Raw genomic sequence first — 26365 nt, 5'->3', positions numbered from 1 at the left:
GGCCGCGGCTCTACTCCGCCTGGTCGGCGGGAAGATGGACGACCAGGCCGTCCAGCTCGTCGGTCACTTTGATCTGGCAACTCAGGCGGCTTGTGGGGCGCACGTCGATGCCGTACTCGAGCGTGAACTCCTCTTCCTCATGGCGGGGACCGACCGCCTCGACCCAGGCCTCGTCGATGTAGACATGGCAGGTGCTGCAGGAGCAGTTTCCGCCGCAGGCCGCGACGATTCCGTCGACGTCGTTGTCGACCGCGCACTCCATGACGGAGTCTCCGACCGGCGCCTCGACCTCGCGCGAGCCGCCGTCATGATCGATGTAGGTGATCTTCGGCATCTTGCCCGCCCCCTTGTTGCCATGGGGCACCGCCGGCCGCTCGGTCGGGCCGACGGACGGGGAGTCTATTCGACCGGTCGGCCGGTCAGTCCACGAACCGTTCGGCAATCCAGATTCCGATCAGATCGAGAACTTCCGGCGCCATCGTCTGCTCGATCTGCGCGTACTCGGCCGGGGAGCCGGTGCCCGCGGTCTGGAACAGGTGGTTCATGTCGGCAAACCGGCGAATGGTCACGTCCGGGTTGCCGGACGCGGCGAGCGCAGCCTCCATGGCGGACTGATTCTGATCGGCGTCGACCTGCGTGTCCTTGCCGCCGAACAGGGCCAGCGTCGGCACGGCGAGTCCGCCCAGGGCGGGCCGCGGGTCGTAGCGGATGAAGAACCGGAACCAGGGACTGAGGTTCGATTCGACCGCGGCGGACACGGCGGCTTCCAGGTCTTCCCCGCTGAGTTGGGCCGTCTCGGGCGAGGCCGCCAACTGTTCCTGTGCGACCTGTCGCAGCGCGGCTTCCGCCTCGGCGTGAGGCATGTCGGAGGCGATGATCTCGAGTCCCTTGTCCTGAAGGGCGGCGAGCTCCTCGATCATCTCCGCTGGCGCGCCATCCGCGGCCGCGATCCGCCGGAGTTGCTGGCGCAGCAGGTCGCCGCCGGGCACCCCCGGTCCGGCCAGCAGCACCGCGTACGCGATCGTGCCGGGCTCGACCCGGTTGAGCGCCAGCGGAGCGACGAGACCGCCTTCGGAGATCCCGATCAAGCCGACCCGTTCCGGGTCGATCCGGTCGTGACCGCGCAGGAAACGCACGCCGGTGAGAACGTCGTTCGCCTTGTCCCGGGATGTCGACTGCCACGTGCTGCCAGTTGAACCACCGACGCCGCGGTCGTCGACCCGCAACACCGCGATGCCGCGCCGGGTCAGGTGGTCTGCCAGCACGAGGAAGGGCTTGTGGCCCGCGAGTTCGAGATCGCGGTTCAGGGCGCCGCTGCCGCTGATCAAGAGCGCCGCCGGGACCTTGCCATCGCCCGGCGGCAGGGTCAGCGTGCCGGCGATCTTCACGTTGCCGTTCCTGTACTCGACGTCTTCGGCATCGTAGGGGAAGGGCGGTCTTGGTTCCTGCGGCCGTGCCGGCGCCTCGACCTCGACCGCCTCGCGGCCGAGTTTGAAGGGGAGCCGGGCCGGCCCCTGACTGAACTCGCCCGTGATCTCGCCGCCGGCCAGCGTGCCCTGAAAGGTCGGTTCGCCGGGGACGCCGGTGATCGTGAAGCGGACCGCGCCGCTGTCCACATCCACGCTGACGTCCGCTAGCGGCAGATCGGCGGCGCCCTGGGCCGGGATGTCGATCGTTCCCGACCAGGTGCCGTCGGTCTCGGCCAGGTCCACCATGACGACGAGCGGCCCCGTAGGGGCCTCGATCGAACCTTCCCAGTGCCCGGAGGCAACGTCCGTCTGGGCCGCGAGCAGCGTTGGGGTCACCAGCAATGACGCGACGGCGACAGGCACGGCTGTCTTCAGGCTCCGGCAGATTCGGACTGCGGTCATGGGGCGCTCCTTTCGGTTGTCGGAATCGTAGACGCTCTTGAAGCGCTTCAGGTTGCAAGTCCCGGAGGTGCTACGGCGACTCTTCGATGCGGTACAGGTGAGTTCCCGTCCGGATGAAGAATGTGCCGTCAGTGACGGCGATCGAGGCGAGGGTGGAGCCGTCGAGTTCGTTGCGGGCCAACTGCTCGAAGCTGGGGCCGGGTGCTATGACGGTCGTGACTCCCTCTTCGTTCTGAAGGTAGATCCGGCCGCCGGCATGGATCGGCGAGGCCGAGTGGTTGCCGCCAAGCCGGTGCTGCCAGCGAATCTCCCCCGCCAGAGCGTCGATGCAGGTGGCGATGCCGCTGTCGGTCACGGTGTAGAGCTCGTCGCCGACGAGAATCGGCGACACGGTGAGCGGAGCGCCGCGACGGAGTCTCCAGGCGACTTCCGAGTCCGTAACGTCGCCCTCTCCGGTGGGACGGACCGCGAGCAGGACCGGCTCGTTGAAACCGGTCGAGAGGTAGACGAGCCCGTGGCCGTAGACCGGTCGGGAGACGTTGGAAAAACCGCCCGGGTACTCGACCCGCCAGATCTCGCTACCGGTTGTCGGCTCGTGCGCCGAGGCGCGGAAGGCGCTGACGTTGACGATCTGCTTGGCATCCCCGACACGAATCACCAGCGGCGTGGAGTAGGCCTGCGAGATCGGCGCCGCCCGCACCGCCCGCCAGCGTTCTTCGCCGGTCTGGGCGTCCACGGCGACCAGGAAGGCGGTGTCGTAGCCGTCGATGCTGACGATGAGCAGTCCGTCGTGAAGGATCGGCGATCCCCCGTTCCCATGCTGCGAGGTGTAGGAGAAGCGGGTTCGCCAGAGAACGGCGCCTGCCGACTCGCCACCCGCGGCGACCGCCGCCGTGCCCTGCGAGCCGAAGTGGACGTACACCCGCTCGCCGGCCGGATCGATCACGGGCGTCGGCGAGGCGAAGCTGTTCTTCTGGTTCAGGAGGATCGTGTCGGAGATGTCGAACACTTCGACATCCATCACGGCGTCGCCGGACGTGGCGTCGTAGGCCAGCAAGCGGAGCGAGGTGCCCGTCTCGCGGTCCGTAACCGCCGTCGTCAACCAAACCAGGCCATCGGCGATGACGGGCGACGACCAGCCCCGGCCGGGAACTGGCGCCTTCCAGGCGACGTTCTCCGTCTCGCTCCAGGTGAGCGGCACTGCTTCGTCCGGTGCGTGCCCCTGCCCGGTCGGACCCCTGAACTGCGGCCAGTCGCTCGCGGGGGCGGCAGCAACCGTGCACAGGGCAAGTGTCGCGCCGAGGGCCGTTCGCACGTTCAGCGAGGTTCTTCCGCGAGCGCCTTGCATTCCTTCCACCGAAAGCACGTCGTCGTGTGGTCGTTGACCATGCCCACGGCCTGCATGAACGCATAGCAGATCGTGGGGCCGACGAAGCGGAATCCGAGCTTCTTCAGCGCCTTGCTCATCGCCTCGGAGGCCGGCGTCGCTACGGGAATGTCCTTGAGCCGACTCCATTCGTTGACGACGGGCTCACCGCCGGTGAACTCCCACAGGAAGTCCGAGAAGCGCACGCCCGACTCGCGCAGGTCCAGCCACACGCGTGCGTTTCCGATCGCTGCGTTCACCTTGAGGCCGTTGCGCACGATACCGGGATCCTGCAGGAGCGCGGCGACCTTCTGCTCGTCGAAACGGGCGACGCGCTCCGGGTCGAACCCGTCGAATGCGCGCCGGTACCCCTCGCGCTTCTTGAGGATCGTGTACCAGCTCAGCCCGGCCTGGGCGCCCTCGAGCACCAGCATCTCGTAGAGGTGGCGGTCGTCGTAGACGGGAACGCCCCACTCGTCGTCGTGGTATGCGAGGTAGAGAGGGTCCTCGTTGACCCAGCCGCACCGTGTCCGCTCGGGCACTACGGGTAGTAGCCGCGGATCGTTCGCGCTTTCGCGCCCCTGGCGTCGACCTGCACTTCCACCCTGCGGAAGGCGTCGCTCGGCTGGGTGCTCGACGACTGGTAGGCGAGGAAGTACTTCGAGCGCAGCTCGACGGCGATCTGGTCGTAGACGCCGCCGAGTTGGCTCACGTCGTCGACGAAGAAGGCGCGGCCGCCGGTCTCGGTCGCCAGTTGCTCGAGCACCTTCTTCGGGCTCTCCTTCGCCTTCTTCGGCAGTGCCAGGCCGATCGCGTAGATGGCCGCCTCGGAGCGACGGGCGTACTCCAGCGCGTCGTCCAGGTCGTAGCGGCTGTGTTCATCGACGCCGTCGGAGAGCAGCAGGACCGTGCGCTGGCCGGGCAGCCCGTTCAGGTGGTAGAGGGTGAAGATCAGGCTGTCGTAGAGCGCGGTGCCCCGCTCGGCGCGCAGCCCCATCAGTCCCTTGGCGAACTCGATCCGGTCGCGGGTGAAGGGGGCCGCCAGGTGGGGACGGTCGTTGAAGGTGACAATCGAAAGCTCGTCGCGTTCCGTGATCACCTGCTGGAAGAAATCGGCGGCGGCCCGAACCGACCGTTCGAGGCGCTCCTCCATGGACGCCGAGACGTCGAGGAGGATCGTGCCGATCAGCGGCGTGTCGTCGACCCGCTCGAAGCGGACGATCTCCTGCTGGACTCCGTCCTCGAGCACCCGGAAGGCGTTCTCCGGGAGATCGAGCAGGGGCCGGCGGTCCCGGTCGTCGACCGTCGTGTACAGCTCCACGAAGTCGACCTGGACTTCTTCGAGGGTGGCCGGACCATTGATGATCGCGGTGTCCTCGACGAAGGCGGCCGGACCCTCGGCGTCGAGCAGCTTGCCGACGATCCGCACGATCGTCAGCGCCGGTCCGTCCTGCAGCTCGATGGGTACGGTGAAGGGCTCTTCGTAGAGCGTTGCCACCTGGTCGTCGTTGCGGAACACCTGGAGTTCCTCGAGGCTCCGTCCCTCTGGCACCGTGACCTGGGCTCGCATGCGGACGCTGTCGCTGTGACGGTTGCCGGGGATCGGCTCGATGATCCGCACGTCGAAGCGGTGGGGAGAGCCGTTGATCAGATAGGAGTCGCTGGCGATCTGGTCGCCGGCGGCGTCATAGGCGATGGCGCGCAGCATCTGGCTCCGGGGCAGATCGCCCAGTCGCACGTCGGCGCTGAAGGGTGCCCGCTTGGTGGTGAAGAGGTCCTTGTCGTCGAGGGTGAAGCGCACCTTGTCGACCGGGCCCGTGACCGCGGTGTCGAAGCGGAGGTAGCCGGAGATCAGGTCGCCGCCGGGCTCGATGATCCGGATCGTCGGCTCGCCGGCGGCCAGAGCGCGATTGGCCTCGGCGAAGATCGGTTCGAGGTCGGCCTCGGTCCAGCCGGCGGCCTCTTCGACCCGGGGTACTTCGAGCGGCTGGGCGTGACGCCACACCGCGTCCCCGTTCAGGTCGTCGACGCGCAGGATCAGCTTGAAGTTCCCGGGTCTGAGATAGCGCTGGGCGACGAGCGGCATGGCGGCGAGTTCGTCGTTGCCTGCCCCGTCGTCCTCCACCGGGAACTCGAAGCGGTAGCGGAAGCTCTCGAACAGGCGGTCGTCGCCGGTGTCGGCATCCGCGCGCAGAATCTCTCCGATCAGCTCGAAGCCGTAGGAACGGGCGCCGGCGAGGTCGGCGAGGGTCGCGCTGGCAGCTTCGACCTGGACCAGGGTCTGCACCACGGTGCGGCTCTCCTTGCGGCCCGGGAAGGTCACGTTGAGCGAGGCTGCAAGCTGCGGCGCGCCGGAGGGAAGATCGGTGGAGTAGGACTCGAACGTGCGCAGCCACTCGTTGGAGGGTGCCTCGATCGGCTCCAGCTTCTCGCCGATCAGCCGGTCGTAGTAGAAGCCCAGCATGCCGCCCCAGTCGTTCAGGAGCTGAACGATGCCGATCGCGTAGCCGAGTTCCTCGTCCTTGCAGCCGGCTCCGAGGTCCTCGCGGCTCAGTCCACCGAGACTCCCGCCGGGCAGGTCGGTTCGTCCGCCCGGCTGCATCAGCCGTCGGCCGAGATCCTCGTTCGGCAACCAGACCCGCCAGGCGCCGACTCCCAACGGCCGATAGAAGATGACCGCGTACTGGTCCTGCCGGAGCCGGCGGCTGTAGATCGCGCCGATCACCTCGCTCAGGTCCCGGAAGCCGTAGAACCAGGCCTCGACCTTGGTGGCGGAACGCCGCGGACAGATGTCGACGTGAATGTCGGGAGGTCCGTTCAGGAGGTAGTACCGGGCCCGCTCGTCGTCCGTGCTGTCGAACAACTGGCGCACCATCGACAGCCGTTCGCTCCAGTGTTCCCGGAACTCGTTGCGGGCGGTTTCGGGGTAGGGGTCGCGCGCCTTCCAGAACTCGGTGATGAAGGCGTCCCGCTGGTAGTCCTGGGAAAGGCAGAGGAAGGACTGAATCTCCTCGTCGGTCAGCAGCAGGGCGACTTCCTCGGTCCACTGGAGGTGGCGGGCCGGCAGGGCGCCGGCATCGGGCTGACGGCCGTCCTGGCAGGGGGGCCGCTTCTTCTTGGCGGCTGCCGCGACGCCCGAGCCGAGCAGGACCGCGGAGACGGCGATGAGGAAGGCCCGGACGAGGAGGTTGCAGCGCATCGTGGATCGCCCCTGAGGCAGGGGTGTCCTAGTCTAGGAGCATGCGCCGTGGAACGCTACGCGTGAGTGCCATCCCTGCACCCGATGACGGGTGCAGCGAGTGGGTCGCGGTTGCCGCGGAACGCGCCAACCGGGATCGCGGCGCATGCTCCTGGACGAGGATGGGATGGGCCGAAAGACCGAGCTTGCGAGGGGTTTCGGGGCGCTACGCCTCCATCACGGCCGGTAAGTGAACGCCTGGGGACCCGTGGTCAGGGACCTGACCGCCAGGTTGGCCCAACGGCAGAGGATCGGCCTCGTGTCGCGCGGGTCGATGATCTCCTCGATCTCGAAGTACTCGGCGGAGCGGAACGGCGAGCGGACGCGGTTCAGGCGCTCCTTGATCCGATCCAGGTGGGCTTCGTAGTCCTCGGCTTCGGCCAGTTCGGCCTTGTAGGCGACCTCGATGCCTCCCTCGATCGGCAGTGAGCCCCAGTCGCCGGACGGCCATGCGTAGCGGAAGTGGTGGCTTCCCGGCTTGTGGTTGGCGCCACCGGCGACGCCGAATGCCTTGCGGATCACGACGCAGCAGAAGGGCGTCGTGCACTGGCCCAGGGCCGCGAGAACCTGGGAACCGAAGCGGATCGTGGCGGTGTGTTCGGCCTCCCGGCCAATCAGAAAACCGGGGCAGTCCTCCAGGTGGAGCAGGGGCAGGTGGAACGTGGAGGCCAGGTCGATCAGACGGGACAGCTTGCGGCAGGAGTCGGCGTCCCAGCCGCCGCCGTAGACGTTCACGTCCTCGGCGAAGATGGCGATCGGCCATCCGTCCAGGCGCGCCAGGCCGGTGATGATCGACTTGCCCCAGTCCCGGCCGATCTCGAAGAAGGAGCCCCGGTCCACGATGCGCTCGATCACCTCGCGCATCTTGTACGTTCGTCTGGGGTCGCGCGGCACGATGTCCACCAGCTCCTCGTCCCGCCGCTGCGGGTCGTCACCCCGTTCGGACTCCGGCAGCCGCGGCGGCAACTGGTCGACATTCGTGGGCAGATAGGAGAGGAACCGCCGGGCACGTTCGAAGGCCTCGGCCTCCGAGTCCACCGCGTCGTCGATCGCGCCGTTCGCGGTGTGGATGCGGGCGTGTCCGAGTTCTTCCTTCGGCACCACGCCGCCGCCCGCCCACTCGACCAGGGCGGGCCCGGCGATCATCATCTGGGCGGTGTCGCGCACGATGACCGAGTAGTGGGCGGTGCATACCCGGGCGGCGCCGATCCCGGCCACGGAACCGAGCGCGAGGGACACTGATGGGGCGACCGCAAGGTGCCGCACGACGACTTCCCAGCTTCGAAGCTCTGGAATGTAGGTGCGGCCCGCCATCTCGATCGTCTTGACCGAGCCGCCGCCGCCCATGCCGTCGACCAGACGCACGTGGGGGAGCTTCATCTCGAGCGCCAGTCCTTCCGACCGCGTTCGCTTGGCGGGGATCGAAGCGTCGGCCGAACCGCCGCGCACCGTGAAGTCGTCGCCCGAGACGATCGCCGGCCGGCCGTCGATCTCGGCTGTCCCGAAGACGAAGTTCGAGGGCTTGAACGACTTGAGTTCGCCGTCCTCCGCGTACTCGGCGCGCCCGGCGATCTCGCCGATCTCGTGGAAGCTGCCGGCGTCGGTGATCGCGTCGATGCGTTCGCGCACGGTGAGCTTGCCGAAGTAGTGCTGGCGCTCCACCTGTTCGCGGCCGCCCATTTCCTGCGCCAGCGCGCTGCGGCGCTTCAGTTCGTCGATCTCGGGCTTCCAGCTCATCCTTCGCGGCTCAGTCGTTCTCGTCCCGGCCTGCCGACCGGCGCAGCAGTCTGCGCAGATCGCGCTCCAGCTGGGGCAGGCGGTTGAGCACCGCCTCGATGCGCAACTGGTGGGTCTTGGGCCGGGCGGGATCGCCGTAGAGTACTGCGCCGGCCGGGACGTCCCGGTAGGTCACACTGCTGCCGCCGATCACCGCGCCGTCGCCGACCACGACGCCGTCCGCGACGCCGGCGGCGCCGGCGAGCACGACGCCGCTGCCGATCTTCGCCCGGCCGGCGATCCTCGCCGTTGGCACCACCAGTGTCTGCTCGCCGATCGTCACGTTGTGGGCGATGTGGACCAGGTCGCCGATCTTGCAGCCGCGGCCGATCATCGTCGCATCGAGGGTGGCGCGGTCGATCGTGACCAGGGAGCCGATCTCGACATCGTCGCCGATCTCGACCGTGCCGACCTGGGGAATCTTGACGTGGCGGCCCTCCCGCTGGAGGTAGCCGTAGCCGTCGCAGCCGATCACCGTGCCGCCGTGGACCGTGACGCGCTCGCCCAGTGTTATGTCCTCCATGACCGCGACGCCGGGAAAGAGGACGCAGTCGCCGCCGATCCGGCTGCGCCGGCCCACGTAGGAGTTGGGGTGGAGCACGGTTCTTTCACCGATCTTGGCGTCGTCCCGCACGGTCACGCCGGCGCCGATCGACACGCCGGCGCCGACGGAGGCGCTCTCGGCCACGACCGCGGTCGAGTGGATCCCGGCCGCTTCGGCCCGGCGTTCCCGGTCGATGTGCCGGAGAATCGTGACGAAGGCCGCGAAGGGGTCGGGGGAGACGAGTTGATGCGCCGCCAGGCGGCTGGTGGCCGAAGGCACGACCAGCGCGCCGGCCCGCGTGTCCGTGGCACGAAGCGTCCGTTCGTCCTTGGCGAACGACAGTTGGTCGGCGCCGGCGCGCTCCAGGGAGGCGACGGAGCGGCACAAGAAGGCGCCGTCGCCGTGCAGTTCGACGGAGAACCCGGCGGCCTCCATCAGGCCGCGAACTTCGTCGAGCGTCTTGTCGAGTCGCGACATGCGGACGCGCGGTCGAGGCTCCGATTCAGGGGTCGAGCCGGTAGATGTGGCGCGCCGTGTCGCGGAAGAGCGCCGCTTTCTCGTCCTCGGAGAAGTCCGCCACGATGCGCTGGAAGGAGTTCCAAAGCAGGGTGTAGGCGCCGCCGGCACGGTCGACCGGGAAGTTCGACTCGAACATGCAACGGTCGACTCCGAAGCAGTCGATGCAATGGAGGTAGTAGGGGCGATGGGCTTCCGCGGTCTCGGCGGAGGAGGGCGGCGCGTCCTGCTTGTGCCAGCCGAAGCCACAGATCTTCATCGGCAGGCCGCCGAGCTTGACCACGACGTTCTCGCAGCGCGCGAGTTCGGTGATCGACTTGCGCCAGTCCGCCTCGACTTCACGCCGCCGGCCCCGGTACGGCCCGATTCCGAGCGGTCCGCCGACGTGGTCGAGGATGATTCGGGTGTCGGGGAAGGCATGGGCCAGGTCGGTCAGTTCATCGATCTGCGGGTGGTAGAGCCAGGCGTCGAAACTCAGGTCGAGTGGCCCGAGGCAGGCGAATCCGCTCCGGAAGTCCGAGCGCAGCAGCATGCTCGGCGGCGGTTTGGAGTGGGACACCCGGATGTCCGGGCTGGGGTCGTACGCGGCGGAGTGACGGATGCCGCGGAAGCGGCCGCCGCCGGCCTCGATGTGGGCTTCGAGAACGGCCTTGGCGCGATCTCCCAGGAGCATGTTCGCGTGGCTGACGATGCCGGCGATCGAAGCGCCAGCGGCGTCGCTCCGTTCGGCGACTTCCAGCACGAACTCCGTCTCGCCGACGACCCGCATCTCTTCGGGACCGTCCTGGCGGTAGCCCGATGCGCATTCGACGAAGACCGTCGAGGTCACGTTGTGGCCGGCTCCGGTGTCGCCGTGGAGCTCCTCCAGCATGTACCGCGACTCCGGGTAGTCCCAGAGGTGGTGATGGGGGTCGCAGATCTCCTGGTCCGGGTCGATCGGTTCTTCCCGGGTGCGGGCCAGCCAGACGGCTTCCTGTTCGTTCATGCGCGTGATTCCTACATTCACGAAGACGGGAGGTGTTCCATGGCCCATCCAGCCGCTGCGGGTGTCAGGAGTTGTCCTTGCGGGTCCGGATCTCGCCGAAGACCTGGGCGTCCGTGGCGCCGGCCATGCCGAGCAGGGCGCGGATACCCGGGTCGTCGGGTCGCAGGAAGGGGTTCGTCCGCTTCTCGACCCCCAGGTTCGAGGGCACCGTGGGCCTGCCTTCTCGTCTCAGTTCCTCGATCTCCGCGACCCGCTCCATCAACTCCTCGTTGTCGGGATCGACCGTGACGGCGAAGTGGGCGTTGGAGAGGGTGTACTCGTGGCCGCAGTGGACGATCGCATCGTCGGGTAGCGCCCGCAGCTTGGCCAGCGACTCCCACATCTGTTCCATCGTGCCCTCGAACACCCGGCCGCAGCCAAGGGCGAAGAGGGTGTCGGCGCAGAAGAGCGCCCGGTCGTCCTCGAACCAGTAGGTGATGTGCCCCGTCGTGTGCCCGGGAGTGTCGAACACCTGCGCCTCGGCTTCGCCGAACTGGAAGCGGTCGCCCTCGCGCACCAGGAGGTCGAGCCCCGGGATGCGGTGCTGGTCGGCGGCCGGACCGACGACCTGGCATCCGTACTTCTCCTTCAGTGCGGGCACCGCGGCGATGTGGTCCATGTGGTGGTGTGTGATCACGATCCAGTCGATGCCGAAACCGCTGGCGGAGAGCGCCGCTTCGATCGGCCCGGTTTCCGGCGGGTCGACGACCGCGATCTTGCCGCTACCCATGTCGTGGAGCACGTAGGAGTAGTTGTCGCTCAGGACGGGGATCGTCTGGATCTCGAGCACGGGATTCTCCGGCGGAGGGTTGGACGCATCAGGGTGCGTCGGAGGACTGCGAGAAGGCGGACGGGACTATATCCGCCGCTCCCGCAGCACCGCCTGGTTCAACTCGACGCCCAGACCTGGGCCACCCGGCACGGCGATCGAGCCGTTCTCGAAGCGTTCCGGCGGATCGACAAGGTCGCCGCGCCAGGCCGCTTCGCCCCATTGCATCTCGAGGATCTCGAAGTTCGGCAGGCCGGCGCAGAGCTGTGCCGAGGCGGCGGTGGCGACGGGACCGCTCGGGTTGTGAGGCGAGACGGCGATGCCGTCGAGTTCGGCGACAGCGGCGATCTTCCGGGCTTCGAGGAGCCCGCCGCAGTGCTTGACGTCGGGCATGATCACGTCGACGGCCCGTTCCCGGCACAGGGGGGCGAAGCCCTCGATGCCGAACAGGAACTCGCCGCCCGCCATGCGCTGTGCGATCGCCCGCTCGATGGCCACGGTGGCCGCGACATCGGTGGGTGCGACCGGCTCCTCGTACCAGGCGAGGTGCTGGGGTTCGAGACGGCGGGCGACATCGACGGCCAGGTCGACGTCGAAGAAGCTGTGGCAATCGATCAGGATGTCCACGTCGGGGCCGACCGCTTCGCGGATCGCCTCCACGCAGGCGACGCCCAGGTCGGTGGCCGCGGCGATTTCAGGCGCGGGCGCGTCGAGCGCGGGGAAGCCGTCGAACGGAGCGGCCTTGATCGCGGTGAAACCGTCTTCGACGGCCGCGCGGGCGTTGACCGCGAAGCCCTCGGGCGTGCGTTCCCGCGTGGCGCGGTTGATGTTCGCGTAGGCCGGCAGGCGGTCGTGGAGTCTGCCGCCGGTCAACAGGTGAACGGGCGCGTCGACCGCCTTGCCGACGAGGTCCCAGAGCGCCTGTTCGATGGCGGAGAAGGCGGTCGCCTTGAAGATGTCGCCGGTCGCCGCGTGCTCGCGCCCGGCCGCGCGGTAGGCCTCGATGTCGAATGGCGAGCGGCCGCGAGCTGCCTCGAACGCCTCGCCCAGCGCCGGCAGTTCGCGCCGCCTGCCGAGAGAGCACTCGCCGAGTCCCGACAGGCCGAGGTTCGTGCGCACGTGAACGAACAACCAGGTCGTCCGCTCCGACACCCGGACGGAAGTCAGCTCCAGCTCCTCGATCCGCAGTTTCCCTTCGGCCACACCGCTGGGCTGGATGCCGAAGGCCGGTGAGTCGGTGACGGGCAAGAAGGCAGCGCCACCCGCGGCCGCCATCGCCTGCCGGCGCGTGACCGGCGCCGTCGTTGCCCGCGCCCTCTTCATCGGCGCAGGCAACGGTAGCAGTAGCCCTTCGTTCCGCGGGCGCCGGGCTGGTGCCGGTCTGGCGCTTCCGAACCGGACGAGCGGCCGCCCTACCAGTTGTAGCTCAGCGACGCGACCACGTTCCGGCCGGGACTCGAGTAGAGCAGCAGTCGCGGGTCGTTCGCCTGCCTGCCGCGCACGTGCCATGACTCGAAGTACGCCTCATCCGTGGCGTTGAGCACTCCGACCCGCAGCTTCGTGTCGGCAGGCAGAGCGAAGAAGGCGACCAGATCGACGACTTCATAGCCCCCCGGGACGTGCTCGCCGTCTGCGACCTTCTCCGGGTCGCGGTCGTCGACCAGCCGTACCGAGCCGTCGAGGCCCCACTTTGCCGAACTGGACAGGTATCGCAATCCCAGGACGCCCTCGTTGGGTGCGACGGATGCCAGCGGCACGGAAGTCCCGCCGGTTACGTCGTGGCCGTCGATGCGTGCATAGGCGGCACGGAGCAGGACGTTGTCGCCCAGGCGCGATTCGAGTCGGAACTCGACGCCGTCGATCTCCACCTCGGTCAGGTTCACGTTCTGGAACTCGACCACTCTGAGTTGCCGATTGAACCCGACGTTCTGGAACTCGATGAAGTCGTCGTAGCGGTTCTGGAACCCGTTGACGCTCCAGCTCGTGCCGCCGGCGCTCCAGCGCAAGCCGAGCTCGAAGTTGTCGCTGATCTCGGGCTCGAGCGCGGGGTTGGCGATCGTCTGGTAGCCGCCGGCCAGGTTCGTGAACCCGGTGTTGATCGAACTGTAGGGCGGCGCCCGGAAGCCGGCCGCGTACTGGGCCGTCAGCGTGGTCGTGCGGTGGAGTTCGATCGCGGCTCCCAGTTTCGGTGAGACGGCGTCCTCGTCCAGGCTGGCCGCGGGCAGGCCGCCGGCGGCGATGTAGACGGTGTCGCTCGGGTCGGCGTCGACGACGAACCGGTCGTAGCGGACACCGGGGATCAGGGTAACCCGGTTCCAGCGGAGTTCGGCCTGGGTGTAGACGCCGGTCTCTTCCGTTTCGGTCTGCGGGAAGTACTTGCTCGGAAAGACGAGCCGAGTGGGTACGGCTCTGCCCGAGAGATCGTGCTCGACCCGGTCGCGCAGCATGTCGAACTCGTCGATCAGGAAGCTGCCGCCGAAGTAGATCGCGCTGCTGAAGGAGTCGGCGGTTCCCGTCTCGACGAGGCCGTTGACGTCGGCGCCGAAGGTCTTCTGTTCGAACCACAGATCGCCGCTCCTGTTGCTCGCGATCGGCGGACCGAAGCTCGCGGTCAGCCGGTGCTCGGCGACGTTCTGCGCCGTGTCCACGTTCTGGGTGTTGAACCGCCAGCTCCACTGATCGACGGCGCCGCCGCTTCTCACCACCTGCTCGAGCGAAGCGCGGTTACGGTCCTGCGTGTCGTTCGCCAGGACCTCGAGCTGCGTGATCGTGAACGGGCCGAGTAGGCTGGTGCCGAGGGCCGAGAAGACCTCCGTCTCTGCGTCGGTGGAGTTCAGCTCGAAGACCGCGCGGATGGTGTTGCCCGTGGAGATGTCGTAGGCCGCCTTGCCGAGCGCCTGAAGCCTGTCGCGCTCCTGAGGATTCGGTCGGTCCCTGTCCATGCCGAGACCGCCGGTCTGTCCTGCGTTGTCCAGCTCGTTGCCGCTGCTCGAGCTGACGAACAGCGAGGCTCGTCCCGCTTCGCCGCCGCCGGCAAGCGCGGCGTTCAGGTTCGAGTTCTGGCTGCGGCCGTCAAACCCGACCTTCAGACCGAAGTGGCGACTACTGCTGTCGAGATAGTCGGACGGGTTCTTCGTGATCAGGGAGATCACGCCGCCGACCGCGTCGCTGCCGTAGAGCGCCGATCCGGCACTGCGGACGATCTCGGCCGACTTCAGCGTGTCGATGTCGATCGCCTGCTGATGGACGTTGAACGGCCCGAAGTCGAACTGTTCCGCGCTCGGAACGCCGTCGACCTGAGTCAGGACCCGGTTGCCGCCGATGCCGCGGATGTTGAACCCGTTGAGGCCAAGCCGCGTGGAGTCGCCCTCCACGTAGACGCCGGGCTCGTACTTGACCAGGTCCGCGATGTCTTCGAACAGCTGGTCTTCGATGTCGTCGTCCGTGACGATCGACACGTGCCCGGGCGTGTCTCGCAGCGAGCCCGGAACATGGTCGGCCGTCACGGTGACTTCGTCGAGGAAGGTCGCGTCGCCGGTTCCGGGCTCTTCGGCTTCCTGCCCTTCCTCGGCCGGAGAATGAGCAGTTTCCTGGCTCAGGAGCGGTGTGGCGTTCGGCAGGATGCAGGCCAGGCCGAGAGCGACCATGGCGAAACGCCACGGGTCGGCGAAACGTTGACGCCTGGGGGATGAAACGGACATAGGATCGACCTCCGAGCTTCTGGCGGTCTTGTGCCGCCGGTTGTTAGGGGTGGGCGCTTCACCGCTTCGCTTCCACGGCTGTCGCGGTGGAGCGCCCTTGTTTCCATGGTCATGGCTCGCCGCGCACCGCGTGCAGCAGCTTTCCGCTTCTGAGTAGCAACGTGTCGCCGGCCGGGGCGACTCCGGTGAGGTACTCGTCGACCTCGACACGGCTCGTGGCCAGCACCTCGCCGCCTCGAGTGCCGGCGCTGAGGACGTCGGTAGCGCCCTTCTCGCCGAAGAAGAAGACGCGCTCGCCGGCTGCGATGGGGGTCACCCAGGCCGGTTGCGAGAGCCTGCGCTGCCAGTGCGACTTCCCGGTCGCCGGGTCGATGCACTGGGCGACGCCGGCGGCGTTCGCCCAGTAGATGCAGTCGCCGGCCAGCACGGGAGAGGCGAAGTGAGCGGTCGATTCCGAGCGCCAGACGATGTCGTCTTCGCCGAGTTCCCCGCGCCCACCCCGCCGGATCGCGAAGTTGGCTGGCCGCTCGGAACCCGAGATCACGACCAGATCCTCCGTGATCAGAGGCGACTGGGTGGTGTTCGACTTGACGTTGGGAATCCACCAGAGCTTCCGGCCGCTCGCAGCGTCGTAGCTCTCGACGGAGCCGTTCGAACTGACGACGATCTCGCGTCCGTCGGGCGACAGGGTCGGCGTGGTCCACGACACGCCCGGCTCGCGATTGCCCTTCCAGCGCTCTTCGCCGGTGACGCGGTCGACCGCGAGCAGGTAGGAGTAGGTCTTGCGCGCCAGCAGGACGACGGCATGATCGCCGGCGAGCAGCACGGAGCCGCCGACGCCGTGGTTGCCGGCGAAACTGCCGTGATCGGCCGAGAGATTCCGGTGCCAGAGGCGGTTGCCGTCGTGGTCGGTGGCGAACAGATCGCCGGTGCCGAAGAAGAGAGTGATCCTCTCGGCGTCGATGGCGGGAGTGGGGGCGGCGCGGGCCGTGTACTGGTTGAAGGGCAGACGCTCCGAGGCAGGCCAGTTCCGGCGCCAGAGCTCCTCGCCGTCGGCGATGCGGATGGCCGTGAGCCACAACGTGTCCTTGGCGTCCTCGGCGTCGGCGGTCACCGACGTCACGTAGGCCGTGCCGCGCCAGACGACCGGGCCGGAGTGGCCGAAGGCGGGAAGTTCGACGGTCCAGGCCGGCTCGGTCCAGGCCGAGGGCAGGTCGGAACCTTCGACCGTGCTGGCGCCGCCGTCACGAAAGCCTGCCCAGTCAGTCTCTGTGTCCGGGGGAGCGGTGCCGTCGGCGGAGGGTGAGCCTGAGCCGAGGCCGAAACTCGACAGGAGGTGTTGCTCGACGGAGTTCAGGTGGCCGCTACGGTTGGCGCCGCCGATCGCGAACAGCGATTCGCCGTCGCTGACCAGGCGGTGAAAGAAGCGCCGCTCATCCAGGTCGCCGGCGTGGGTCCACTCGTTCTCGCCGCTCTGGATGCTGTAGACGCGGCCGTCAGCCTGGCTGATCAGCAGGGTGTCATGGACCGTCACGGCATCCGCCCCGAAGCCGTTCAGACTGCCGGATTCGGGCAACTCCGGGCCGGACGTCCACGTGTCGGCGGCCGGGTCGTAGATGTCGACGCGTCTCGTCGTGTTGCCGTTGTCGTCGAGCCCGCCCAGGACCCACAGTTTGCCGTCGAATCCGACCGCGGCGTTCGCGCGGACGCCGATCGGCGTCTCTGTGAGCACCTGCCACTCGCCGATGGAATCCTCGTCGAGCGTCTTGAGGTCGAGTGCGAACACGGACCGTTCCCAGAGGGGGTCTTCCACGGAGCCTCGCAGTTCCCAGCCGCCGGCGACGACGAGGAAGTCGTTCACGACGGCCAGATCGTGCGAGGACCTGCCGGCCGGAAGGGCCATGAACCGCTGCCAGCGGTTCTCTTGGGGCAGGAAGCGGGCCGCGCTTCTGACGGAGTAGAGTTCGCTTGGCTCCCGCCTGGGATTGTTCGCGCGCATGCCGCCGACCCGGTAGAGGGCGCCTTCGTGCTCGATCAGGGCCGTGCCCTGAAGCGGCGGACCCGGCGGCAAGGCCAGCCATGCGGACAGGGGTCCACCGGGACCTGGCTGGAGCGGATAGCGCAGGAAGAGCTGGCTCAGGTTCTCGAACGAGTGAACATGCTGCGTGCCGATGTGGCCGCCGTAGACGTAGAGCGAGCGGTCCATGGCCGCGGCCCCGAAACTCGAGATGGCGAGGGGAAGGTCGGGGATCACTGCTTGTCCGGGAGGCGAGGGGTCCACTTCCTCGGCAACAGCGGCTTGCGCAGCGGCTGTTCCCAGAACGAAGGCGGCCGCGGCGCCGGAGCGGCGAAGAGTGCCGCTGGGGAGCTTGATTTGGAGCATGGGGCATAAACTGAACCAAGTTGGTTCTCTTTGTCAAGTACCAATTTGGTCCCCTTTTACGGTCCAAGTGACTCCGACGCTCAGTGGACGGTTGGGATCAGCCGCAGTCCAGGCTGTTCGAGCGCATGTACGCGATCACCTTCCAGATCGTGTCCTCGGGGATCTTGCCCTCGAAGGGGAGCATCTCCGTGTCCGGCACGCCCTGGTTGATCACGCGGTAGAGGTCGGCGTCTGTGCTGCCGTGGTCCCAGTCGCAGTCGAAGAGGTTCGGAGCGTCCTTCGTGACGCCGGGTGTCGTCGAGTGGCAGTAGCCGGTACAGACGGCGCGGAACATGCGCCGGCCGGCCGTGATCGCGGCGGGGTCGCCGAGGTAGGCAGCTACGGGAGAGGAACTCATGGCGGGTTCGGCGGCCGTGTCCGCCGGCGCCGGTGGTGTGGCGGCGCCATCGTCCGCGGTTGCCGGCTGGATGGCGGCGGATGGCTCGCCGGCGGCCGGAGCCGGTGGTTCATCGGGAGCTGGTCCGCCGCTGCTAGCACAGGCCACCAGCAGCAGGGGCAGGACGATCGTCGAGTACGAGGCGAAGCGGTTCGGCTCGCTACGGGTCATGGTGTTCGCGAACAAGTTGGCTACCCCCTCGGGTTGCTACTCGCCGCCCGCGCTGAGCGCGCGGATCGCGGCAGGCGAGGACACGGTGGTGAACGGTTCGATTCGGAAAATGCCATAACGGGCGGCCAGCCGTTGCAGCGTACCGTCACGTCGCAGCTCGTCGAGCGCCCGCCCGATGTCGGCAACCAGGCCGTCGCCGTGGCGCATGGCGGCATGCTCATTGAAGCGCAGGCCGGCCGGCGGTTCGAAGCCAAGCACGGGTTCCTTCTGGAGTCGTCCGAGCGCCGGTCCCCAGATCAGCGCCGCCGCCGCCCGGCCATCGTCCACGGCGGCTGCCACGGCTTCGGCGGTGGTTTGGGAGGTCCACTCGAGCCCCGCCCATTGAACGGCGAAATGCGCCAGCGACTGCAGCCGCACCGCCACCTTGCGGTCGCCTACGGTTTCCGCAAGGCCGTTCCACTCGACGTGGTCGGTGTTCGGCATGTAGACCTCGAAGGCGGCTGCGTAGTAGGGAGCGCTGAGATCGATCGCTTCGGCGAGGCGACCGAGGGCGATGCGGCCGGGCACGGAGGGCACCAGGTCGCAGTCTCCGGCCGCCAGCTCGTCCAGCGGCAGCTCCGAATCCTCGATCTCGGAGTAGAAGGGCGCATCGGGCCGCCAGACCGGCACGAAGGCGCGGCCGAGGCGCTGGGCAGCTTCACGGAACAGGTCGTGGTCGAAGCCGGCGGCCTCCGTACGGCTGGCACGGGGAAGGTCATTCTCGAGCAGGCAGACACGAAGCTGCTCGGCCTTGGCGGGAACGACCGCCAGAACCACGCTCAACGCGCCGACGAGCCAGGACCGCCGCGTTGCCGGCGACGTCGCTCGCATCAGGCGTCGAGTTCGAACACCAGCAGGACGCTGCCCTCGGGCAACGACGGAGCGGTGCCGACCGTGGTCTGGACGATGCCGCCACCGCCCGAACCGACTGCCAGGAAGGTCCGGCCTTCGTACTGGTAGGCGATCGGGTGGCTGCGGATACCCGAGCCACTCTGGTAGCGCCACACCTCCTCGCCGGTCTCGGCGTTGAAGCCGAGCAGGTGGCCGCTGGCGTTGCCGGTCACGACCAGGCCGCCCTCGGTGCTGAGCACGCCGGCGAGCATCGGCACCGGGTCGCGGTAGCTCCATTTCGTCTCTCCGGTGCTCACGTCGATCGCCGACAGGTGGCCGTAGGACTTGCCTTCGACGGTGTCGGTCGGAATCGGTTCGCCGCCGAAGAAGGGGAGCCCTTCGATGAAGACGACCTCTCCCTTGCGGAACATCATGCAGCTCTCGATCGTCGGCACGTAGGCCAGACCCGTGGCGGGGCTGTAGGCGCCGGCGTAGGCGGCGTTGTTGCCGCCGGCGAGGCCGGGGCAGACGCGCTGGGTTGGCTCCTCGGCCGGCTTCATCGCCTCGTCGACGACCGGCCGGCCGTTCTCGTCGAGCGTTGCCCAGTTCAACTGGTGGACGTACTGGTTCGCGTGCAGGAAACCGCCGTCGCGACGGTCGAGGACGTAGAAGTAGCCGTTCCGGTTGGCCTGGACGAGGGCGGGGATGGTCTGTTCGTTGACCTGGACGTCGACCAGCCAGACCTCCGAGTTGCCGTCGTAGTCCCAGACGTCGTGAGGCGTGAACTGGAAGTACCACTTGCGCTCACCGGTCTTGATGTCCACTGCGAGCACGCTGTCGCTGTAGAGGTTGTCGCCCGCGCGCGTATCGCCGCTCCAGTCGGGCGACGGATTGCCGGTCGTCCAGAACAGCGTCTTCGTGGCCGGGTCGTAGCTGCCAGTGGCCCACGTAGCCGCGCCACCCGTCTTGTAGGACTCGCCGGCCCAGGTCTCGACCCCGGCCTCACCTTCGTCCGGCACCGTGAAGTGACGCCAGAGCCGCTCGCCGGTCTCGATGTCGTAGCCGTCGAAGAACCCGCGGACGCCGTACTCGCCGCCCGCGATGCCGATGGCGGCCACGCCCTCCGCGATCAATGGCGCGGAGGTGATGGAGAAGCCTCTGGCGTAGGGTGCCACCTCCGTATCCCACACGAGTTCGCCGGTCTTGCGGTTGAACGCCAGCAGATGGGCGTCGAGAGTGCCCATGAGGACCAGGTCGCCGGCGATGCCGACGCCGCGGTTGACCGGTCCGCAGCAGATGATCAGGTTGGAAGGGTTCTGGTGGTCGTAGCGCCACAGCAGACTGCCGTCCGCGGCGTCGTAGGCGAGCAGACGGTTCATCGAAGAAGTCAGGTAGAGCACGCCGTCGTAGACCACGGGCGAGGACTCGAGCTGGCCCGCAATGCCGGTCTGCGCGATCCAGGCGATGCGCAGCTTCGAGGCACTTTCCGGTGTCAGTTCGGTGATCGGAGAGTGGCGCCAGCTAGCGTAGTTGCCGCCGTAGTGGAGCCAGGATTCGCGCGTCGGCGCCGCCTCGAGCAGCGACTGGTCGACCGGTCCGGCGCCGTCGCCGACCGCAGTCGCCGCCGGCCAGTGGTGCTGGGGCGCCGCAGCGACGCCCTCCTCCTGGGCTGCGAGCGGAATGGACAGAAGCAGCAGGGTGAGAACGCCGGTCGTGGCCTGGAGGGCCGACTTCCTGGCGGCATTGCGGGTGGCTGGCATGGACAATCTCCTGAGACGTTCAGGTGTCGCGGGACTCCCTGGACGAGGCTGTTCGTGCGGGCGGCGATGATACCGTGCGGCCCGCCTGGGCGCACCGCAAGCCCACCACGGAGACAGTGAGGAGAAGCCCGAGATGACGGACGACGACGGCGGCACGCAGTCACTCTACGGCCGGCTCGACCCGGAACAGGTCGGCGCCTTCGCTCTGAAGGTGTGGCAGTTCAAGCAGGGCGAGCTCGTTTCCCTGATGATCCATCTCGGCGACCGGCTGGGTATCTACCGCACCCTGCAGGGCCTCGGCCCCGTGAGCCCGGCGGAGCTGGCCGAAGTCAGCGGACTGAAGGAGCGCTGGTTGCGCGAGTGGTTGCACGGCCAGGCGGCCGCGGGGCTGCTCGAGTACCACGGCGCCGAGAACGGCGGCGAGCCGCGCTTCGAACTCGATGGCATCGCCGCCGCGGTGCTCGCGGACGAGGAGAACTCCGTGGCCTTCGCCGGCGGCGCGTTCGGCTATCCGCCGGACCACGACGTGATCGACGGCCTGGCGGAGGCGTTCAAGACCGGGATCGGCCTTTCCTATCAGCAGCTCGGTCCCTGCGCAGCCCACCGCACGGAGCGGATGCTGGGTCCCTGGACCCGGCAGGCGCTGGTGCCGCGGATCATCCCGGCGCTCGACGGTGTCGAAGAACGCCTGCGGAGCGGGATCGATGTGATCGATGTCGGCTGCGGTGGCGGTGTGGCGTTGCTCTCCCTCGCGCGCGCCTTCCCGGAATCCCGCTTTACCGGCTACGACCCGTCCGAGCACGCGATCGACATCGCCCGCGAACGTACTCTGGAAGCCGGTGCCACGAACGTCGACTGGCGGATTGCAAGGGGCGAGGATCTGCCTCAGGAGCCCAGCTTCGACCTGGTTGTCACCTTCGACTGCGTCCATGACATGACCAGGCCGGACCTGGTGATCGCCGCCATTCGGGGCGCCATCCGGGATGAAGGCACCTGGCTGATCAAGGACATCCGCAGCAGCCCGCGGTTCGAGGACAACCGGCGCAATCCCGTGCTCGCGCTGCTCTACGGCTTCTCGGTCTCCGCCTGCATGTCGTCGGCCCTGTCCGAGCCGGACGGCATGGGCCTGGGAACGCTGGGGTTCAACCCGGTCGTGGCGGAGCGGATGGTGCGGGAAGCCGGATTCACGCGCTTCCGGATGCACGACTTCGACGACCCGGCGAACCTGTACTACGAAGTCCGGCCCTGAACGTCGCTGGCGCCCTCAGCGCCAGCGAAAGTCGATCCGGTCGATCTTCACGCCGTTCGGCGGCAGTGCTGTCCCGGGGGCGAAGGGAACCTCCAGGACGAGGGGCGCCCCCGGAGACCACGCGGCGGCCGGCAAGGTATGCGTCTGCCAGCCGGCCTGGTCGCTGCCGGCGCCGGCGGCGAAGGCCAGGCGACCGATCTCGCGGCTGCCGGACCGGGCGATCAGAGTCAACGGCGCCGGACGGTTCAGCACCGGCCGGACCGTCAGCGTGAGGGTCGCCTGGCTGCCGCCGGGGATGATCGGCGCTTCGGCGCGCGTGCCCTCGGGGAACACCCAGGCTTCCGGGTACCGCGTACGCTCCATCGTCCAGCGTTCCGGGTCCAGGTTGCCGCCTGTCCTGTCGACCGCGGCGCTCTCGACTTCCAGGCGCCGCGTTGGTAGCGATTCGGCGAGGATCGGGAGGGCGGCAAGTGCAAGTACGGGGAGGGCGGCAAGTGCCGCCGCGAGCGGCCTGTAGCGCAGGCGCGGCACGACGAGAGCTAGGCAGACGGCCGCGATGGGGAAGATCCAGGTCGCGCTTCGGGGCCGCGTGGCGGAGGGGAGAAAGCGCGCGAAGTCGATCCCGGTACGAGCTTCCAGGTGGTAGATCAGGTGGTGGCGGCCGTCGGCCAGATTGTAGGTCCAGCCTGGCTCGACCACGAAGATCACCGCCAGCGCTCCGCTGAGCAGAGCCAGGACCAGTGCCAGAGCCGAAAGCCCTGGCGGCGGGCCGCCCGCGGCGGTCCCCGACAGCGACGCTGCCGAAACACCGTCGAATCGACGCTCGAACAGAGGTGTAAGCAACAGGGCGAGAAAGGGCAGGACCACAAGGCCGTAGCGGAACGGCGGCGACCAGCCGCCGTACCACTCCAAGCGCGTGGCGACCAGCAGAAGAGTCGGGGCGGCGATCAGCGCGACTTCGAAGAGGAGTCGGCGGTTGCGCTGCCAGGCAGCCACGGTGGCGGGAAACAGGAGTAGCCAGATCGGTGAGCAGGCGACCAGGCCGTAGGCTAGATCGAAGAACATGCCATTCAGGGCGAGCGCCATCGCGACAGCGGATTCCCGGTAGAACTCCAGTTCGCTCCACGAGTGCATGCCGAGTACGGTGCCGAATCGCGCTCGGTTCAGCAGCAACACCAGGACGCCGGCCGGCACGAGTGTCGATGCCAGCCAGACCGCGCCGCGCCGGCGCCGCGCCGGGTCGAGGCGCAGTAGGCAGATCAGGGCGAGTGCCGCACTGACCAGGCCGAGGCGGGACTTGAGCGCCGGCAAGAGTGCCAGAGCCAGAACGAGAAGAAGCCAGGCGACTCGGTCGTCGCCGCGCGCTTCCGGTGTCGGACCGTCTCGTTCGCCGGTGAGTCGGTTGATCCACCTCAGAGCCGCGACCGCCGGGAGGACGGCCGCGACCTCAGCCCAGATCTGCTGGCTGTAGATCAGGAAGGGGGCGGTGAAGCCGAACGCCAGGTAGACGATCAGCCGCGCCCGAGCGTCCGGGCTGAAGGCGGTCAGATCGAGCAGGAGCCAGGCGCCGAGGGCGGCCAGAGCGGCGATCACGACCATCGCGCCGGCCCGACCGCCAACGCGATAGGCCGGCGCCATGACCGTCTGCAGGAGGGCGCCGTGTCGCGAATAGACGGCGCCGTCGGACTCCTCCGGGTCTCCCGGCTGCGGCTCGACCGCGCGGGGCATGAAGTCGAGCGAGTCCTGGTCGCGGTAGTTGTTCGCCAGATCGAGATCGAAGTCGTGGGCGATGCTGTGGGTCACCAGGAGGAACCAGGGCTCATCGCCGTCCGGCGCCCGCTCGTGGATCGACCAGGGAATCAGAGCGAGGTAGAAGGCGAAGGGCAGCAGCAGAAAGACGAGGGGCGGCCGCTTCGAGGCGGTGGAGTGCTCGAGAAGAGGTGCCAGCGCCAGGACGCGGCAGGCGATGTAGAGCAGAGCCAGGGCGACGGCGCCGCCCATTGCCAGCGGCCGCCACCCGGCGACGCCCAGGAGGGGTGCGCCGAGCGTGACCGCGGCGAGGACGACGGCCGCCCCCAGCGCCCACGCATCGATTCCGCGGCCGGCCATTTCGGCCGCAGTGTAGCGGCGGTCTCCCCTACTCGGACCCGTTGAGCGCGTCCAGCACCCTGGGCGGCGTCATCGGTAGCTCCGTCGGTCGCGCGCCGCAGGCGTCTGCGATCGCGTTGGCGATGGCGGCCGCGGTGGGCACGACCGGCGGCTCCCCGACGCCGCGGGCGCCGAAGGGCCCGTGGTCCGACGGTACCTCGACCAGGACTGTCTCGAGCTCGGCCGGACTCTGGGCGGAGTGGGGCAGGGCGTAGTCGTTCAGTGTTGCCGTCAGGAGCTGGCCGTCCTCGCTGTACGCCATTTCCTCGTAGAGCGCCCAGCCGATGCCCTGCAGGGCCCCGCCCATCATCTGGCCCTCGACCGCGGCCGGGTTGATCGCCCGCCCGCAGTCCTGGATGACGACGACCCGGTCGACGTCGACCCGTCCGGTCTCCCGGTCCACGCTCACCTCCGCGAGCTGGGCGCAAAAGCCCGGCGCCTGGCTGGTCTGGGCGTGCCGGCCGTGGCCGAAGACGGGCGCCTGTCGGCCGCCGAAACGCATGGTCCGCTGGGCGATCTTCTTGAGTGGAATCGCCTTGTCGGGCGAGCCCTTGACCTGGACGGCGCCGTCTACGATCTCGAGGTCCTCGGGGTCCGCTTCAAACGTCTGGGCCGCGAGCTCCAGCGTCTGACGGCGCGCCTCTTGGGCCGCCTGGATGACCGGCGGGCCGACCGTATAGATCGTCTTGCTGCCGCCCGAGGCCCCGGCGTACGGCCCCGACGATGTGTCGCCCGTCGCGATCGTGACCTTGTCCGGGTCGAGTCCGAACGCCTCGGCCGCCATGAGCGCCATGCTCGTGTTCGTGCCGTTGATGTCGGCAGTGCTGATATGGACCTTGAGCGTGCCGTCCGTCTGCAGCGCGCAGGCGGCGGAAGCCGGCTCCGTGCCTCCGGGCCAGGCGCCGAGCGCGATGCCGACGCCCCGTCCGTCCGCGCGTGCCTGCTCGCGGTTCTGCCAGGCCGGATGATCGCGAAGAGCTTCCAGCACCTGTCGTTGACCCATCCCGGCCCAGGGCATTCCGGACGCCATCGGGTTGCCCTTCTCCGAGGCGTTCTTCAGCCTGAACTCGACCGGGTCCAGGTCGAGTTCGCGAGCGAGCTGGTCGAGGACCGTCTCGACGACGAACGCCGCCTGGGGAGCGAGCGGCGCGCGATAGGCGCCGACCGACGGCTTGTTCGTCGTGACCTCGAAACCGCCCACGGCCTGGTTGGGTGTCTGGTAGGAGCTTCCCAGCAGGGTTCCGGCAAGGGCGGTCATCGACGAGGGGAAACAGCCGCAGTCGATCGCCAGATCGGCCTCGAGTGCGGTGAGTTCTCCGTTCCGCTTCGCTCCTGCCCGAATCGTGATCCGGGTCGAAGGCGCCGGAGTCGCCGCCAGCATCTCCTCGGTCCGCGTCATCACCAGGCGGACGGGTCGCTGGTGCTGGACCGCGGCGAGCGCGAGGAGGGGCTCGTACAACACGAACTTGGCGCCGAACCCGCCGCCGACCGGAGTGCCGATGACCCTGACCTGGTCCTGCTGCATGCCGAGCACGCCGGCGATCGCATCGCGAATGAAGAAGGGCGCCTGGGTCGAGCTGTAGACGGTCATCCCGTTCCCCATCGGGTCCGGATCGATCAGGGAGGCGTGAGGCTCGATGTAGGACTGGTGGACGGACGCGGTGCGAAAGATCCGTTCGACGACCGCGTCCGCTTCGGCGTATCCGCGTTCGAGGTCGCCGCGCTCGAAGCGCATCCTGTTCGTCACGTTGGGTGACGAGGCGACCGCCTCATCTCCCTCCGACACGTCGCCGGCTCCATGCGCGGCTGCCTCCTCCGACTGGCCGGGAAGGCCGTCGGGCCAGACCGCTGGAGCGTCGAGCGCCTCCGCTTGTTCGATCGTCACGACGGCATCGAGCGGCTGGTAGTCGACCGCGACGGCATCCGCGGCGTCCGCGGCCACCGCCTCGTTCTGGGCGAGAACGAGCGCGACCGGGTGGCCGACGAAGATCGCCCGCTCGCGCGCCAGAAGGAGGGTCGCCCGGTTGCTCGGCGGCAGCGCGGGAAGGTCGGCGGCGGTGATGACTGCGGCCACCCCCGGCATCGCCTCGGCGGCGGCGGTGTCGATGCTCAGCACTTCGGCGTGGGCATGAGGGCTTGTGACAAGGCGGGCGTGGAGGAGCCCGGGCCGGTCGAGGTCGCCGCAGAAACGGAGCGAGCCCTTGACCTTGGGCGCGCCCTCGAGGAGCTTGGTGGGGGTGCCGATCGCTGTCATGTTGAGTCTCCGACAGATCGCGCGCCAGTCGTCTCGCGCGCGAATGGGATTCCGAGTTGCGGTGAGCGATTGTACGGAACCGGGGTCCGAGGGGAAGAGGAGGCCGTGACTCGAATGAAAAGAGCCCCGAGGGCGAATGCGCCTCGGGGCTCGTGGCCGATGAGATGGCGTGGGATTGCTTCCCGGAGGAAGTGGTCCTACACCGAGGTGTGTTCCTAGGGAGCCGCCACCTCCATCAAGCCGTTACCGCAGTACTCCACTGGACCACCTCCTTTCCGGGCTCATCCAC

The 26365-nt window shown here is 68.4% G+C and carries 18 protein-coding genes; 1 reads left to right on the top strand and 17 read right to left on the bottom strand.

Going from position 1 to position 26365, the window contains the following annotated elements:
- Positions 1-10 precede the first annotated feature (10 nt).
- From OXG83_07265 to OXG83_07195, 15 genes are all read right to left on the bottom strand, one after another.
- Positions 11-334, bottom strand: a complete 324-nt coding sequence (locus OXG83_07265) for a 2Fe-2S iron-sulfur cluster-binding protein (GenBank protein MCY3964818.1) — start codon at positions 332-334, stop codon at positions 11-13.
- 85 nt (positions 335-419) lie between these two features.
- Complete coding sequence (locus tag OXG83_07260) at positions 420-1871, bottom strand: alpha/beta fold hydrolase (GenBank protein MCY3964817.1); 1452 nt, start codon at positions 1869-1871, stop codon at positions 420-422.
- A 70-nt stretch (positions 1872-1941) separates the two neighbouring features.
- A complete protein-coding gene (locus OXG83_07255; protein ID MCY3964816.1) occupies positions 1942-3186 on the bottom strand; it encodes a PQQ-binding-like beta-propeller repeat protein in 1245 nt (414 codons plus the stop codon).
- 2 nt (positions 3187-3188) lie between these two features.
- Positions 3189-3779, bottom strand: coding sequence for a DNA-3-methyladenine glycosylase I (locus tag OXG83_07250; protein MCY3964815.1), 591 nt, complete (start codon positions 3777-3779; stop codon positions 3189-3191).
- A complete protein-coding gene (locus OXG83_07245; GenBank protein MCY3964814.1) occupies positions 3779-6436 on the bottom strand; it encodes a VWA domain-containing protein in 2658 nt (885 codons plus the stop codon). The genes OXG83_07250 and OXG83_07245 overlap by 1 nt, the downstream gene beginning before the upstream one ends.
- Positions 6437-6652: 216 nt before the next feature.
- Positions 6653-8212 carry a methylmalonyl-CoA carboxyltransferase gene (locus tag OXG83_07240; protein ID MCY3964813.1) on the bottom strand — a complete coding sequence of 520 codons (1560 nt, stop codon included), beginning with the start codon at positions 8210-8212 and terminating at the stop codon, positions 6653-6655.
- A 10-nt stretch (positions 8213-8222) separates the two neighbouring features.
- Positions 8223-9272, bottom strand: a complete 1050-nt coding sequence (gene lpxD / locus OXG83_07235) for a UDP-3-O-(3-hydroxymyristoyl)glucosamine N-acyltransferase (GenBank protein MCY3964812.1) — start codon at positions 9270-9272, stop codon at positions 8223-8225.
- Between the two features lie 25 nt (positions 9273-9297).
- Complete coding sequence (locus OXG83_07230) at positions 9298-10296, bottom strand: amidohydrolase family protein (GenBank protein ID MCY3964811.1); 999 nt, start codon at positions 10294-10296, stop codon at positions 9298-9300.
- Between the two features lie 64 nt (positions 10297-10360).
- Entirely contained in the window at positions 10361-11125 is a 765-nt protein-coding gene (gene gloB / locus OXG83_07225) for a hydroxyacylglutathione hydrolase (protein ID MCY3964810.1), read from the bottom strand.
- Between the two features lie 66 nt (positions 11126-11191).
- Positions 11192-12427: a mandelate racemase/muconate lactonizing enzyme family protein gene (locus tag OXG83_07220; GenBank protein MCY3964809.1), complete on the bottom strand. Its 1236-nt coding sequence runs from the start codon at positions 12425-12427 to the stop codon at positions 11192-11194.
- Positions 12428-12516: 89 nt separating this feature from the next.
- The gene (locus OXG83_07215) at positions 12517-14805 is read right to left on the bottom strand and encodes a TonB-dependent hemoglobin/transferrin/lactoferrin family receptor (protein ID MCY3964808.1); all 2289 of its coding nucleotides are present in this window, start codon (positions 14803-14805) and stop codon (positions 12517-12519) included.
- Between the two features lie 109 nt (positions 14806-14914).
- Entirely contained in the window at positions 14915-17188 is a 2274-nt protein-coding gene (locus OXG83_07210; GenBank protein ID MCY3964807.1) for a PQQ-binding-like beta-propeller repeat protein, read from the bottom strand.
- A 97-nt stretch (positions 17189-17285) separates the two neighbouring features.
- The gene (locus OXG83_07205) at positions 17286-17810 is read right to left on the bottom strand and encodes a c-type cytochrome (protein ID MCY3964806.1); all 525 of its coding nucleotides are present in this window, start codon (positions 17808-17810) and stop codon (positions 17286-17288) included.
- A gap of 21 nt (positions 17811-17831) precedes the next feature.
- The gene (locus OXG83_07200; protein ID MCY3964805.1) at positions 17832-18665 is read right to left on the bottom strand and encodes a transporter substrate-binding domain-containing protein; all 834 of its coding nucleotides are present in this window, start codon (positions 18663-18665) and stop codon (positions 17832-17834) included.
- Complete coding sequence (locus OXG83_07195; GenBank protein ID MCY3964804.1) at positions 18665-20425, bottom strand: PQQ-dependent dehydrogenase, methanol/ethanol family; 1761 nt, start codon at positions 20423-20425, stop codon at positions 18665-18667. Before OXG83_07195 ends, OXG83_07200 begins: the two co-directional genes overlap by 1 nt.
- Positions 20426-20558: 133 nt before the next feature.
- Between OXG83_07195 and OXG83_07190 the strand changes: the two genes are divergently transcribed.
- Positions 20559-21674, top strand: coding sequence for a class I SAM-dependent methyltransferase (locus tag OXG83_07190; GenBank protein ID MCY3964803.1), 1116 nt, complete (start codon positions 20559-20561; stop codon positions 21672-21674).
- A gap of 15 nt (positions 21675-21689) precedes the next feature.
- Here OXG83_07190 and OXG83_07185 read toward each other — a convergent pair whose 3' ends face one another.
- Both OXG83_07185 and OXG83_07180 read right to left on the bottom strand, forming a co-directional pair.
- On the bottom strand, positions 21690-23783 hold the full coding sequence (locus OXG83_07185) for a hypothetical protein (protein ID MCY3964802.1): 2094 nt from the start codon (positions 23781-23783) through the stop codon (positions 21690-21692).
- Positions 23784-23811: 28 nt separating this feature from the next.
- Positions 23812-26076 carry a xanthine dehydrogenase family protein molybdopterin-binding subunit gene (locus OXG83_07180; GenBank protein MCY3964801.1) on the bottom strand — a complete coding sequence of 755 codons (2265 nt, stop codon included), beginning with the start codon at positions 26074-26076 and terminating at the stop codon, positions 23812-23814.
- Positions 26077-26365 lie beyond the last annotated feature (289 nt).

The sequence above is a fragment of the Acidobacteriota bacterium genome (assembly GCA_026707545.1).
Taxonomy (GTDB): Bacteria; Acidobacteriota; Thermoanaerobaculia; order Multivoradales; family Multivoraceae; genus Multivorans.
The sequence above is the reverse complement of the archived record's forward strand: the minus strand, read 5'-3'. Positions and strand labels throughout refer to the sequence as shown.

Coding starts and splice junctions, on each gene's coding strand:
- OXG83_07265 (MCY3964818.1), bottom strand. CDS start 334: ATGCCGAAGATCACCTACATCGATCATGACGGCGGCTCGCGCGAGGTC.
- OXG83_07260 (MCY3964817.1), bottom strand. CDS start 1,871: ATGACCGCAGTCCGAATCTGCCGGAGCCTGAAGACAGCCGTGCCTGTC.
- OXG83_07245 (MCY3964814.1), bottom strand. CDS start 6,436: ATGCGCTGCAACCTCCTCGTCCGGGCCTTCCTCATCGCCGTCTCCGCG.
- OXG83_07240 (MCY3964813.1), bottom strand. CDS start 8,212: ATGAGCTGGAAGCCCGAGATCGACGAACTGAAGCGCCGCAGCGCGCTG.
- lpxD (MCY3964812.1), bottom strand. CDS start 9,272: ATGTCGCGACTCGACAAGACGCTCGACGAAGTTCGCGGCCTGATGGAG.
- OXG83_07230 (MCY3964811.1), bottom strand. CDS start 10,296: ATGAACGAACAGGAAGCCGTCTGGCTGGCCCGCACCCGGGAAGAACCG.
- OXG83_07220 (MCY3964809.1), bottom strand. CDS start 12,427: ATGAAGAGGGCGCGGGCAACGACGGCGCCGGTCACGCGCCGGCAGGCG.
- OXG83_07215 (MCY3964808.1), bottom strand. CDS start 14,805: ATGTCCGTTTCATCCCCCAGGCGTCAACGTTTCGCCGACCCGTGGCGT.
- OXG83_07210 (MCY3964807.1), bottom strand. CDS start 17,188: ATGCTCCAAATCAAGCTCCCCAGCGGCACTCTTCGCCGCTCCGGCGCC.
- OXG83_07200 (MCY3964805.1), bottom strand. CDS start 18,665: ATGCGAGCGACGTCGCCGGCAACGCGGCGGTCCTGGCTCGTCGGCGCG.
- OXG83_07195 (MCY3964804.1), bottom strand. CDS start 20,425: ATGCCAGCCACCCGCAATGCCGCCAGGAAGTCGGCCCTCCAGGCCACG.
- OXG83_07190 (MCY3964803.1), top strand. CDS start 20,559: ATGACGGACGACGACGGCGGCACGCAGTCACTCTACGGCCGGCTCGAC.
- OXG83_07185 (MCY3964802.1), bottom strand. CDS start 23,783: ATGGCCGGCCGCGGAATCGATGCGTGGGCGCTGGGGGCGGCCGTCGTC.
- OXG83_07180 (MCY3964801.1), bottom strand. CDS start 26,076: ATGACAGCGATCGGCACCCCCACCAAGCTCCTCGAGGGCGCGCCCAAG.